Raw genomic sequence first — 11,603 nt, 5'->3', positions numbered from 1 at the left:
CCCCGGAAGGGGGTTGGCGCAGCGACACGAAGTGCGCGAAGCCTGGGGGTGAGCCCTATCTCGGCAACGACTCGACTTCCTTCGTCCAGCGGTCGATGAGGCGCTTGCGCTCGGCCGCCTTGCCGTACTTCTCGAAGTCGTACCGGATGAGCTTCACGTCGGCCATCGACGGGATGCGCGGGTCGGGCTTGAAGGTCTTGTTGGCAGGCGACTGCAGGCTGCCCGCCTTGCCGCCGATGGCCTGGCCCGCAGGGCTCATCAGCCAGTCGTAGTAGCGCTTCGCGTTCTCCTTGTTGCGCGCGCCCTTCACCAGCGCGATGCCGCCGATCTCGTAGCCCGTGCCCTCGCAGGGAGCGGCGGTCTTCACGGGAAATTTGTCATAGCGCCAGCGCTCGAAGCCGAAGATGAAGCTCACGCCGATGGCCACCTCGCCCTTGGCGACGTTGGGCGCCTGCGCCTGGCCGCTGCGGGTGTAGCTGGTGACGTTGCGGTGCAGCTTCTTCAGGTATTCGAAGGCCTGGTCCTCGCCCATCTGCTGCACCAGGCCCGCGATGATGGTGTAGGCCGTGCCGCTGGTGGCAGGGTGCGAGATCTCGATCTCGCCCTTGTACTCGGGCTTGATCAGGTCGGCCCAGCATTTGGGCTCGGGCAGCTTCTTCTTTTTCAGCACGTCGGTGTTGAAGCCGAAGCCGATGGCGCTGGTGTAGAAGCCGCCCACCATGTTCTGCGAGAGCGCGTACTGACGCACCGCCCAGTCGTGCAGGTCGTTGATGTAGGCCGGACGGTAGGGCTCCAGCAGCCCCTGCTCCGCCGCCTGCAGGAACGGATCGCCGGTGCCGCCCCACCAGATGTCGGTCTTGGGGTTGGCCGCTTCCGCGCGCAGCTGGGCGCCGATCTCTCCGGTGCCCTTGTGGGCCTGCTGCACCTTGATGCCGGTTTCGCGCGTGAAGGCCGCGGCGGCGGCCTCGCACCAGCCGGCGTCGGTGCTGCACAGCGCGTTGACCGTGCCCTGGGCCGCGGCGTTCGGCGCGGCCAGAAGAAATGCCGCGGCAATGCCCGCGGCGGTGGCGATGTGCCGGATGGCGAATGGGCGCATGCGCGGATCTCCTCGTCGTCTTTGTCGGAAGGCGCAGGATAGCGCCGCTTCTCAGCGCGCGGCCAGCAGCGGCGGCAGGCGCTCGGCCAGCCAGTCGATCACCACGCGCGTCTTCAGCGGCAGGTAGCGGCTGCGCGGGCGGATCAGGTTCAGCTCGAAGCCGAAGGGCCGCGGCTCGTCGAACACGCGCACCAGCGTGCCGGCCGCGAGCGCATCGGCCGCCAGCCACGCCGGCAGCCGCGCGAGGCCCATGCCGCCGATGGCCGCCTCCAGCAGCACCTCGGCGCTGTCGCAGCGCAGCCGCGAGGGCGGCGTCACCTCGACGAGGCGGCCCTCGGCGTCGTGGAAGCGCCAGGACGACACCTGCCCGTCGCGCGCGTAGAGCACGGCCCCGTGTTGCTTCAGGTCGTCGATGCCGCCCGGATGCCCGTGCGCGGCCAGGTAGGCCGGCGAGGCGCACAGCGCCATCCACTGCATGCCGACCGGGCGCGCGACCAGTTCCGTGCTGTCGGCGAGCTCGCCGCTGCGGATGGCGAGGTCGAGCCCCTCCTCGGCCAGATCGACGCGCCGGTCGTTGAACGACAGCTCCAGCGACAGCTGCGGATGGCTGCGCGCCAGCGCCAGCAGCAGCGGCCCCACCTTCAGCCGGCCCAGCATCGCCGGCATGCTCAGCCGCACGAGGCCCGAGGCGGTGCTGCGCGCCACGTCGGCGATGGCCTCGGCCGCTTCGAGCTCGGCGAGCGCGCGGCGGCAGCGCTCGTAATAGCCGTGGCCTTCCTCTGTGAGGCTCTGGCTGCGCGTGGTGCGCAGGAAGAGCCGCGTGTCCAGCCGCGATTCGAGCCGCGCGATGCTCTTGGCGACCGCCGAGCGGGTGACGTGCAGCCGCTGGGCGGCCAGCGCGAAGCTGCCGGCTTCCACCGCCGCGACGAACTCTTCGATGCCTTGCAGACGCTGGCTCATTGGATACTTTCAGGCGCCATTGATAGGAAAATTATCCACCACCGGATATTCCTTATCGTCAATAGCATGAAGGCTTCCGTTTTCCCTGGAGTCACTCATGCAAGAAAACCCCTCGTTGCGCCGCTGGCAGCTTCCCGAATTCGGCCGCGCCCATCTCGCACAGGCCGACGCCCCGCTGCCCGCACCGGGCACGAACCAGATCCTCGTGAAGGTGGGCGCGGTGTCGCTCAACTACCGTGACCTGCTGATGATCCGCGACGGCATGGGCATGGTGATCGGCATGCCCTTCGTGCCGGGCTCCGACATGGCCGGCACCGTCGAAGCCGTGGGCCCGGGCGTCACGCGCTTCTCCGCGGGCGACCGCGTCGTCAGCACCTTCTGGGGCGGCTGGATCGACAGCCACTGGCCCGACGGCGCCACGCCGCTGGGCGGGCCCGGCGCCGGCATGCTGGCCTCGCACGTGCTGCTCGATGCCGGCTGGGCAGTGGCCGCGCCCGAGACGCTGAGCCTGGCCGAAGCCAGCACCCTGCCCTGCGCGGGCCTCACCGCGTGGTTCGCGCTGGTCGAGACCGGCGCACTGCGCGCCGGCGAGACGGTGCTGATCCACGGCACCGGCGGCGTCGCGCTCTTCGGCCTGCAGATCGCGCGGCTGCACGGCGCGCGAGCCATCGTGGTGACGGGGGGCGACGACCGCAAGCGCGCACAGGCCCACGCGCTCGGCGCCGAGCACGTGCTCGCGCGCGACGGCGACTGGCCCGCCGAAGTGCGGCGCCTCACGCAGGGGCGCGGCGCCGACCACGTGCTCGAACTCGCGAGCGGGCCGAACCTCGACCGCTCGCTGCAGGCCGTGAAGCAGGGCGGGCGCGTGTCGATCATCGGCATGCTCGGCGGCGAGACGCTGAGCGCGTCGTTCTACGCGATGGTGCTGGGCCGCGTCACGGTGCAGGGCATCGGCGTGGGCCACCGGCGCGCGCTCGAGGACCTGGTGCGCGCCGTCGACGCGAATGCGCTCAAGCCGGTGATCGCCGCGAGCTACGGCTTCGACGCGCTGCCCGATGCGCTCGACCACCTGGAGCGCGGCGCGTTCGGGAAGATCGTCGTGACGCTGTAAAAGATCACGAAATCCCGGCTTCCGCAGATGCAACGCAGTTGCGGCAGTGCACGAAAGCCGCGCGTTCCGTGAACAGGTTCCGTTAGCGCCGAAGACTTGCTCGAAGCCCTCATCCTGCGTTCCTAGAATCCGCCCGCGCATCGCCTGGCGGCCTGCGCTTTCTCATCAACTTCAGGATGGAGCGTCATGGAACACAGTACCTACAAGAAGTGGTCCGCCGAGTTCATTGGTACTTTCTGGCTCACGCTCGGAGGCTGCGGAAGCGCAGTCCTGGCGGCGGCCTTCCCGAATGTCGGCATCGGCCTGCTGGGCGTCTCGCTCGCCTTCGGCCTCACGGTGGTGACCGGGGCCTATGCACTGGGCCCGATCTCGGGCGGGCACTTCAATCCGGCCGTGTCCATCGGCCTCGCGGCCGCCGGCCGCTTCAAGGCCTCGCAGCTCGCGGGCTACATCGTGGCGCAGGTGCTGGGTGCCATCGCGGCGGCGGGCATTCTCTATCTCATTGCCACCGGCAAGCCGGGCGCCGACATCGGCGGCTTCGCCACCAACGGCTATGGCGAACACTCGCCCGGCAAGTACGGCCTCACCGCCGCGCTGCTGTGCGAAGTGGTGATGACGGCGGTGTTCCTCATCGTGATCCTCGGCGCCACCGCCCGGCGCGCGGCCGGCGGGTTCGCGGGGCTTGCGATCGGCCTGTGCCTCACGCTCATCCACCTGATCTCGATCCCGGTGACCAACACCTCGGTCAACCCGGCGCGCAGCACGGGACCGGCACTCTTCGGGCCGTCCCATGCGGTGTCGGAACTTTGGCTCTTCTGGGTGGCGCCCATCGCGGGCGCCATCATCGGCGCGGTGATCTACCGCGCGCTGCTCGCCAACGGCAACGACGACTGATCGCAGCCGTCATCGCCGCAGCAGGATGCGGGCTCGCGCTCAGCTGCCGCTGCCCGACTTCACCATCGGCAGCGAAGTCGATTGCCCGATCGGCTCGGTGCCGGTCGGATGCGAGGCGGCATAGGCACCGGCCTGGATGTCGGCCACCGGCATCGTCGAGCTCATCGCGGGTGCGCTGGTCGACTGGCCGACGGGCTCGGTGCCGCTCGGACGCGCGGCAGCCATCGCACCGGCCTGCACGTCGGGGTTCACCGGCGAATTCATCTGCAGCGGATGGAAGTCCGAACCGTCGGTGGTTTCGGCCGAAGCGGTGGCGGCGCCCACGGCTGCCAGCGCAGCAAGGGAACCGACGGCGAGAAGCTTGAATGAAGTGCGCATGGTGTGTGTTCTCCTGATTGAATGAAGCAGGCTGTCTCCGGTCACATGCCATCGCGCGAACTGCGCGTGGCAGGACCTGAACGCACTCTAGGCACGCTGACTGAGTTGGATGTGAGCGAAGAGTTAGGCGCGAGTGAGGGGTGCGCCTTTTGCTGGAACTTTGGACCGCACCAGCCCCGTTCGCCGGCGTGCGGCTCCGTCCTCCGTCCTCCGTCCGCTAGGCAGCTGACGCAGGCAGATGCACCCGCGCCATCAGGCCGGGCCCGTCGGTGCGATTGCGCAGCTCGATGCGCAGCCCATGCCGCTCCGCCGCGGTGCGCGCAATCGCCAGCCCCAGCCCGCTGCCGCCCGCTGCAGCTCCCGGCACGCGGAAGAACCGGTCGAACACGCGGTCGATGGCCTCCTTCGGAATGCCCGGGCCGTTGTCGAGCACGTCGACCACCGCATGGCCCTCGACCTTGTGCAGCTTCACGTCGACCACGCCGCCTTCGGGCGCGTAGCGCAGCGCGTTGTCGATCAGGTTGTCGAAGACGCTGCGCAGCTCCGCCGCGGGCGCGACCACCACGGCTGCGATGCTGCCCTCGAAGCCGACGTCCACGCGCCGCGCGTCGGCCAGCACCATCAGCTGGCTGACGCTGTCGCGCAGCAGCACCTCGATGTCGACGCGCTCGTTCGCGTTGCCTGCGCGCGGCGCGTCCTGCCGCGACAGGTGCAGCAGCTGCTCGATGAGATGCTGCGCGCGCGTGACGCCAGCTTCGAGCTGGTTGAAGCGTTCGGTGGCTTCGCCGGCCGGCACGTGCGCGCGCAGGTTCTCGATCTGCAGGCCGATGGCGGCCATCGGCGTGCGCAGTTCGTGCGCCGCGTCCTGCACGAAGCGCCGCTGCGTGGCGAAGGCGCTGCGCACGCGCGACAGCAGGTTGTTGAAGGCGCTCACCAGCGGCGCGATCTCGTCGGGCACGCGCGCGAGCGACAGCTCGGTGGGGCTGCGCTCGTCCTGAGAGGCCACGTCGCGGGCCACGGCACGCAGCGAGCGCGAGGCGGCCGACACGATGATCCACAGGATCAGCAGCGCCAGCGGCAGCAGCAGCGTGATCGGCAGGCCTTCGAGCAGCGCGCGGCGCAGGGCGCGGCGGCGGCGGTAGTCCTCGTTCTGCAGCACCTGCACGCGCGGCTGGTCGGCGCGCGAGCCGTGCTCGGCGGTGAACACGCGCCATGCGGAGCCCGCGTGCGTGCCGGTGTTCACGTCGCTGAAGCCCGGCTGCGGCTGCAGCGGCACGGTGAGCACCGGCCACGAGGTGGCGCGCAGCGTGCCGCCGTCGGGGCTCCAGATCTGCACGATGAAGGCGCCGCGCGAGAACGCGGCCTCGCCGTCCATCGGGCGCGGCAGCTTCTGCGGATCGCTGCCCGCGTACGACTCGGCCACCAGGCGCATCTGGTCGTCGAGCGCGTTGTGCACGAGGTTGCCGTAGGCCATGAAAGAGAACCACGCCGTGAGCACCGCCGCGCCCAGGTGCAGCGTGATGAGCCACAGCAGCAGTTGCGTGCGCAGCGATCGCGGCCGCCACCAGCGGCCCTTGCCGCGAGAGCTTGCGTTCATCGGCAGGCCAGCCCGGCAGCCCTACCCCGAAGTGCGCGAAGCCTGCGGGCGGGCATCATCATGCGGCGACGCGCCAGCCCAGGCCGCGCACGTTGCGGATCGCATCGGCGCCGAGCTTCCTGCGCATGCCGTGGATCAGCACGTCGATCGCGTTGCTGGTGACTTCCTCGCCCCAGCCGTAGATGCGGTTCTCGAGCTGCTCGCGCGAAAGAATGGCGCCGGGGCGCTCCAGCAGTGCGTGCAGCAGCGCGAACTCGCGCGCGGTGAGCGCCTCGCGCGCGCCGTTGACCACGACTTCGCGCGTGGTGAGATCGAGCTGCAGCGCGCCGCTGCCCACCAGCGAGTGCGCGGCACCGTCGCGGCGGCGCACCACGGCGCGCATGCGCGCGAGCAGCTCGCGGAATTCGAAGGGCTTGAGCAGGTAGTCGTCGGCGCCGAGGTCGAGGCTGTGGATGCGGTCGTCGAGACCGTCGCGCGCGGTGAGCACCAGCACCGGCGTGGCGTCGCCGCGTTCGCGGGCGCGGCGCAGCACCTCGGTGCCGTCCTGCTTCGGCAGGCCCAGATCGAGCAGCACGCAGGTGTAGCCGCCGTCGCCCAGCGCGCTCTGCGCCAGTTCGCCGTCGCGCACCCAGTCCGCTGACCAGCCCGCGCCCTCGAGCGCCTGCTTCAGGCTGCGCCCGATCATTTCATCGTCTTCCACCAACAGCACGCGCATCGCGGCGACTCCTTCGGCCGCAAGGTAGCACGCGACCGGGATGATCGGAAGAGCCTGCGCCGCGGCGCAGAGTAGGTGCGAATACTTAGGGCACGCTTAGGCGGCGGGCGCGCCGCGGGGTCAATGGCCGGACCATGCCGGGTCAGGCCAGGCGCACAGCGTGGCGCTCGCCTTCGTCGTCCGAGCTGAAGGCCAGCAGGTCGAGGGCCTCCTGCTCCACGCCGTCGCGGTCGGCCTTCGACCAGCGGCCGAAGGGCTCCAGCAGCACGGTGGCGATGTTCTTCTTGCGCCGGTTCCTGTCGCGCTCGATCTTCCACACGCCCGCGACGAAGCCGTCGAGCAGCACCGTGCCGCGCACGATGCCGTTGACGGTGAACACGCGGGCGCGATGCGACTCGCTGAGGATGCGGCTGCGGTCGGCGTGCGAAAGCAGCAGGTTGTCCCACTCGGCCACGAGGCGCGGCGGCGCAGGCGTATCGGGATCGGGCCGCGGCGCGCGGGGCAGGTCGAACAGCTCCTGGCCGTCTTCGCCCGCGAACACCCGCAACTGCGGCCGCAGGCGTTCGGCGGCCGCCTTCCATCCCGTGAGGCCCGACCATGCGCCTGCATCGGCCAGCGTGGCCGGGCCGAAGGCGGCGAGGTAGCGCAGCAGCATGTCCTCCTGCGTGGCGACAGCGGCTTGCACGGCCTGCCCGAGCCAGTCGCCCAATGGCTGCAGCACCGCGCCCTGGTGCGAGTTCCAGGTGCCGGCCGGCGGCAGGTGCACGAGCGGCAGGTTGTTGCGGATCAGCGCGGCGAGCGATGCGGCCTCGCGGCCCGTCCACCGCAGGCCCAGCGCCTGCCCCAGCTCGGCGCCGGTGCGCGGCTGTTCGCCGAGCAGTGCGCGCCCTGCCGCGATCACCGCTGCGCGATCGATCCCTTCGAGTTCCTTCCTGTGCGTGCTGCCCAGCAGCCCTCGCTGATGCACGGGCTCCAGCAGCGGGCGCCATGCCAGCGCGTCCTGCGCGGTCATCAGGTGCAGCGTCGCGCGCAGGGTCGACATGCGCACGATGCGGCGCCGGCGCAGGGCCTCTGTGAGCTGTTCGCGACGGAAGCCCTCGATGCGGCTCCAGAGGCCGATGTAGGGCGGATTGGGTGCCTGCGCCTGCAGCCCGGCCAGCCGCTCGACGGCCTGCGTCACGCCCAGCCTGCGCCGCTCCAGCAGCATCTGCCGCGCCAGCGTGGCGCGGTTCAGCGCGCGCAGGCTCAGAACTTCTCGTGCGGCGCGAGGTATCGCCATTGCCCCAGCGGCAGGTTGCCGAGCATCACCCGGCCGATGCGCACGCGCTTGAGCCCCACCACCTTCAGGCCGACCAGCTCGCACATGCGGCGGATCTGCCGCTTCTTGCCCTCGGTGAGCACGAAGCGCAGCTGCTCGGGGTTCTGCCAGTCCACGCGCGCCGGCTTCAGCGCCTGCCCGTCGAGGCTCAGGCCGTGCCGCAGCTTCGCGAGCATGGCCTTCGGAAAGACCGCCTGCACGTTGGTGGTGACGGGGTCGTCGTCGTCCAGCCGCACCAGCTGGCCCGTGGGCGCGGGCTGGCCCAGGCCGTGGTAGGCCACGCGCACGAGGTACTCCTTCTCCATCGTCGAGTCCTCGCCGATGAGCTGGCGCGCGATGCGCCCGTCCTGCGTCATGACCAGCAGGCCGGTGGAATCGATGTCGAGGCGGCCGCAGGGCGCAAGGCCGCGCAGCTGCTTCGGGCTGAAGAAGAAGCGCGCGTTGTCGTCGGCCCAGCGGTTCTGCGGCGTGAAGAGCTTGACCGCCGGGTCGTGCCCGTCCTCGGCCTGTCCGCTCACGTAGCCGATGGGCTTGTTGATGAGGATGGTGACCTGGCTGGCCTGCTGGCCCTTGGCCGCCTTGTCGACCTCGATGCGGTCGGCCGGCGTGACCTTCACGCCCATCTCGGCCGGCCTGCCGTTGACCTTCACCCAGCCGTTGGCGATCCATTCGTCGGCTTCGCGGCGCGAGCACAGCTTGAGATCGGCCATGCGCTTGTTGAGGCGCACGGAATCGGAGGGAGCGGAAGGAGAGGAAGGCTCTGTCATCGGGGCTTGATCGGAATGCGGCACCGATGCTATCCTGAACCCAGACGCGAGTTGATCGCGTCCTTTTTGGGGGATTCCCAAGTGAGCACACGCAAGTACCAGTACGCCATCGTCATCGGGCGTTTCCAGCCCGTTCATTTCGGACATCAACGACTCATCGAGGAAGGCCTTCGCGCCGCCGAGCGGGTCATCGTGGTGGTCGGCTCCGACCGGCAGCCACGCAGCGTCAAGAACCCCTTCACCTTCGACGAACGCGAACGCATGGTGCGCGCCTGCCTTCGCGGCACCGAGCAGATGCGCGTGAGCGTGGTCGGCGTGGGCGACTCGCCCTACAACGACCAGATCTGGATCGCGTCGATCCAGTCGGCGGTCGAGCGGCTCATCGCGCAGGACGGCCATGCGCCGGCCAGGGCCAAGGTGGCGCTCGTGGGGCACCTCAAGGACGCATCGAGCTACTACCTCAAGCTCTTCCCGCACTGGGAGTTCGTCGGCCAGAACAGCGTGGAGAGCCTCAACGCCACCGACGTGCGCAGCCTCTACTTCGACCCCGAGAACCGCGGCCAGCTCGCCCGCGCCGACCTGCCCGACGGCACCGCAGCCTTTCTCGACCAGTTCACCCGCACGGCCGACTACGCCGAGCTCTGCGAGGAGCGCGCCTTCCTCGCCGACTACCGCGACAAGTATCGCTACGCCGGCAGCGAATTCCCGCCGATCTACACCACGGTCGATGCGGTGGTGGTCGAGGCAGGCCACATCCTGCTGGTGCAGCGCAAGTTCCATCCCGGCAAGGGCACCTGGGCGCTGCCCGGCGGCTTCGTCGGCCAGCACGAGCGGCTGCAGGACGCGGCCATCCGCGAGCTGAAGGAAGAAACGCGGCTGAAGGTGCCGGTGCCCGTGCTCAACGGCAGCATGAAGGCCAGCCACGTGTTCGACGCGCCCGACCGCTCGCAGCGCGGCCGCACCATCACGCACGGCTTCTTCTTCGAGCTGGCGCACAACCAGTGGACGGGTCTGTCGGAAGTGCGCGCCGACGACGACGCGGCCGAGGTGCGCTGGGTGCCGATCGCCGAGTTCCTCGACATGCAGGAGCGCATCTACGAAGACCACTTCTTCATCGCGAATCATTTTTTGGGTGGGCTGGGAAAGAACTGAACGTCCCGGCCTTGTCAGCAAGAACGGCCCCGGTTGACGGGGCCAACGTGAAAGGAGCTTTCACATGAACCGCAATCTCAATTCCACGCCCCTGGGCAACAACCTGCTGCTGCGCACCGACTCGTACAAGGTCTCGCACTGGATGCAGTACCCGCCCGGCACGCAGACGGTGTACAGCTACATCGAGTCTCGCGGCGGCATCTTCAGCCACTCGCTCTTCTTCGGGCTGCAGGCCTACCTGCGCGAATACCTGCAGACGCCGGTGACGCGCGACGACGTCGAGGAAGCCGCAGCGCTCATGGCCGTGCACGGCGAGCCCTTCAACCGCGAAGGCTGGCTGCGGCTGATCGAGAAGCACGGCGGGCTGATGCCGGTGCGCATCCGCGCCGTGCCCGAGGGCAGCGTGACGCCGGTGCACAACGTGCTCGCGACCATCGAGAACACCGACCCCGAGTTCTTCTGGGTCACGAGCTTCCTCGAGACCGAGCTGCTGCGCGCGATCTGGTATCCCACCACGGTGGCCACGCTCTCGGCCGCAGCGCGCACCACGCTGCTGCGCTACCTGGAAGCGACCTGCGACGACCCGCAGGGCCAGATCGCCTTCCGGCTTCACGACTTCGGCGCGCGAGGTGTCTCGAGCCTCGAATCGGCCGCGCTCGGCGGCATGGCGCATCTGGTGAACTTCATGGGCACCGACACGCTGGCCGCGCTGGTGGCGGCGCGCCGCTACTACGACTGCGACGTGGCGGGCTTCTCCATTCCCGCGGCCGAGCACAGCACCATCACCGGCTGGGGCCGCGAGCACGAAGCCGATGCCTACGGCAACATGGTCGACCAGTTCGGCAAGCCCGGCGCGACCTTCGCGGTGGTGAGCGACAGCTACGACATCTTCAATGCCTGCGCGCGCATCTGGGGCGAGGAGCTGAAGGCGAAGGTGGTGGCCTCGGGCGCCACGCTGGTGGTGCGGCCCGACTCTGGCGACCCGGCCGAGACAACGCTGCAGGTTGCACGCATCCTGGCCGACCGCTTCGGCACCACGACCAACGCCAAGGGCTTCCGCGTGCTGAACAACGTGCGCATCATCCAGGGCGACGGCGTGACGCTCGACTCGCTGCGGCTGTGCCTGTCGAACTTCTATCACAACGGTTTCTCGGCGGAGAACATCGCCTTCGGCATGGGCGGCGGGCTGCTGCAGCAGGTCAACCGGGACACCATGCAGTGGGCGATGAAGTGCTCGGCGATGCAGGTGAACGGAGAGTGGCGCGACGTGTACAAGTCGCCCGTGGGGGACATGGGCAAGGCTTCGAAGAAGGGGCGTCTTGCATTGGTGCGCGATGCGAACGGCATCGAGCGCACCGTGCGGGAAGAGACGATGGCGGTTGGCCAGGCCGATTTGCTGCAGACGGTGTTCGAGAACGGGCGCATCGTGGAGAGCACAACTTTCGATGCCGTGCGCGAGCGGGCTGCTGCGGGGGTCAATCAGTTCATCACTTCGCGGGCGCCTCTTTAGGCTTTTGGTTCATTCATTCAGGGCGGGTGCACAGGCCACCGGGTGCTCCCCTCCGCGAATGTCCCCCGGCCTTCGGCCTCCTCCTGATATTGTTCATCCGCTCCC

Annotated in this window: 11 protein-coding genes; 4 read left to right on the top strand and 7 right to left on the bottom strand. The window is 69.3% G+C overall.

The genetic code is table 11. The features are described from left to right. Window positions 1–55: 55 nt before the first annotated feature. A complete protein-coding gene (locus ACTJLF_RS34150; protein ID WP_019657733.1) occupies window positions 56–1,096 on the bottom strand; it encodes an ABC transporter substrate-binding protein in 1,041 nt (346 codons plus the stop codon). A 51-nt stretch (window positions 1,097–1,147) separates the two neighbouring features. Beyond that, window positions 1,148–2,056 carry a LysR family transcriptional regulator gene (locus ACTJLF_RS34145; RefSeq protein WP_440884836.1) on the bottom strand — a complete coding sequence of 303 codons (909 nt, stop codon included), beginning with the start codon at window positions 2,054–2,056 and terminating at the stop codon, window positions 1,148–1,150. Window positions 2,057–2,153: 97 nt separating this feature from the next. Here ACTJLF_RS34145 and ACTJLF_RS34140 point away from each other — a divergent pair, with 97 nt between their 5' ends. After that, on the top strand, window positions 2,154–3,167 hold the full coding sequence (locus ACTJLF_RS34140) for a zinc-dependent alcohol dehydrogenase family protein (protein ID WP_440884835.1): 1,014 nt from the start codon (window positions 2,154–2,156) through the stop codon (window positions 3,165–3,167). Window positions 3,168–3,353: 186 nt separating this feature from the next. Then, complete coding sequence (gene aqpZ / locus ACTJLF_RS34135) at window positions 3,354–4,061, top strand: aquaporin Z (RefSeq protein ID WP_019657730.1); 708 nt, start codon at window positions 3,354–3,356, stop codon at window positions 4,059–4,061. Between the two features lie 39 nt (window positions 4,062–4,100). On the opposite strand, the gene ACTJLF_RS34130 is transcribed toward aqpZ, so the two are convergent. From ACTJLF_RS34130 to ACTJLF_RS34110, 5 genes are all read right to left on the bottom strand, one after another. Beyond that, complete coding sequence (locus ACTJLF_RS34130; RefSeq protein WP_019657729.1) at window positions 4,101–4,439, bottom strand: hypothetical protein; 339 nt, start codon at window positions 4,437–4,439, stop codon at window positions 4,101–4,103. Between the two features lie 217 nt (window positions 4,440–4,656). Continuing rightward, on the bottom strand, window positions 4,657–6,036 hold the full coding sequence (locus ACTJLF_RS34125; RefSeq protein ID WP_132756280.1) for a sensor histidine kinase: 1,380 nt from the start codon (window positions 6,034–6,036) through the stop codon (window positions 4,657–4,659). Window positions 6,037–6,094: 58 nt separating this feature from the next. Next, entirely contained in the window at window positions 6,095–6,751 is a 657-nt protein-coding gene (locus tag ACTJLF_RS34120) for a response regulator (protein WP_019657727.1), read from the bottom strand. A 142-nt stretch (window positions 6,752–6,893) separates the two neighbouring features. Beyond that, the gene (locus ACTJLF_RS34115; protein WP_132802769.1) at window positions 6,894–8,030 is read right to left on the bottom strand and encodes a winged helix DNA-binding domain-containing protein; all 1,137 of its coding nucleotides are present in this window, start codon (window positions 8,028–8,030) and stop codon (window positions 6,894–6,896) included. Next, window positions 7,997–8,836, bottom strand: coding sequence for a pseudouridine synthase (locus ACTJLF_RS34110; RefSeq protein WP_132802771.1), 840 nt, complete (start codon window positions 8,834–8,836; stop codon window positions 7,997–7,999). Before ACTJLF_RS34110 ends, ACTJLF_RS34115 begins: the two co-directional genes overlap by 34 nt. Before the next feature lie 81 nt (window positions 8,837–8,917). Here ACTJLF_RS34110 and ACTJLF_RS34105 point away from each other — a divergent pair, with 81 nt between their 5' ends. Both ACTJLF_RS34105 and ACTJLF_RS34100 read left to right on the top strand, forming a co-directional pair. Then, complete coding sequence (locus ACTJLF_RS34105; RefSeq protein ID WP_145759661.1) at window positions 8,918–9,988, top strand: bifunctional nicotinamide-nucleotide adenylyltransferase/Nudix hydroxylase; 1,071 nt, start codon at window positions 8,918–8,920, stop codon at window positions 9,986–9,988. Window positions 9,989–10,052: 64 nt separating this feature from the next. Next, window positions 10,053–11,498, top strand: a complete 1,446-nt coding sequence (locus ACTJLF_RS34100; RefSeq protein WP_132802773.1) for a nicotinate phosphoribosyltransferase — start codon at window positions 10,053–10,055, stop codon at window positions 11,496–11,498. Window positions 11,499–11,603: the final 105 nt, after the last annotated feature.

Source organism: Variovorax sp. 22077, assembly GCF_052044195.1.
GTDB classification, from domain to species: Bacteria; Pseudomonadota; Gammaproteobacteria; order Burkholderiales; family Burkholderiaceae_C; genus Variovorax; species Variovorax atrisoli.
The sequence above is the reverse complement of the archived record's forward strand: the minus strand, read 5'-3'. Positions and strand labels throughout refer to the sequence as shown.

What these genes read in the sequence shown, in the direction of transcription:
- ACTJLF_RS34150 (WP_019657733.1), bottom strand. Translation starts at nt 1,096, where the DNA reads ATGCGCCCATTCGCCATCCGGCACATCGCCACCGCCGCGGGCATTGCC.
- ACTJLF_RS34145 (WP_440884836.1), bottom strand. Translation starts at nt 2,056, where the DNA reads ATGAGCCAGCGTCTGCAAGGCATCGAAGAGTTCGTCGCGGCGGTGGAA.
- ACTJLF_RS34140 (WP_440884835.1), top strand. Translation starts at nt 2,154, where the DNA reads ATGCAAGAAAACCCCTCGTTGCGCCGCTGGCAGCTTCCCGAATTCGGC.
- aqpZ (WP_019657730.1), top strand. Translation starts at nt 3,354, where the DNA reads ATGGAACACAGTACCTACAAGAAGTGGTCCGCCGAGTTCATTGGTACT.
- ACTJLF_RS34130 (WP_019657729.1), bottom strand. Translation starts at nt 4,439, where the DNA reads ATGCGCACTTCATTCAAGCTTCTCGCCGTCGGTTCCCTTGCTGCGCTG.
- ACTJLF_RS34125 (WP_132756280.1), bottom strand. Translation starts at nt 6,036, where the DNA reads ATGAACGCAAGCTCTCGCGGCAAGGGCCGCTGGTGGCGGCCGCGATCG.
- ACTJLF_RS34120 (WP_019657727.1), bottom strand. Translation starts at nt 6,751, where the DNA reads ATGCGCGTGCTGTTGGTGGAAGACGATGAAATGATCGGGCGCAGCCTG.
- ACTJLF_RS34115 (WP_132802769.1), bottom strand. Translation starts at nt 8,030, where the DNA reads ATGGCGATACCTCGCGCCGCACGAGAAGTTCTGAGCCTGCGCGCGCTG.
- ACTJLF_RS34110 (WP_132802771.1), bottom strand. Translation starts at nt 8,836, where the DNA reads ATGACAGAGCCTTCCTCTCCTTCCGCTCCCTCCGATTCCGTGCGCCTC.
- ACTJLF_RS34100 (WP_132802773.1), top strand. Translation starts at nt 10,053, where the DNA reads ATGAACCGCAATCTCAATTCCACGCCCCTGGGCAACAACCTGCTGCTG.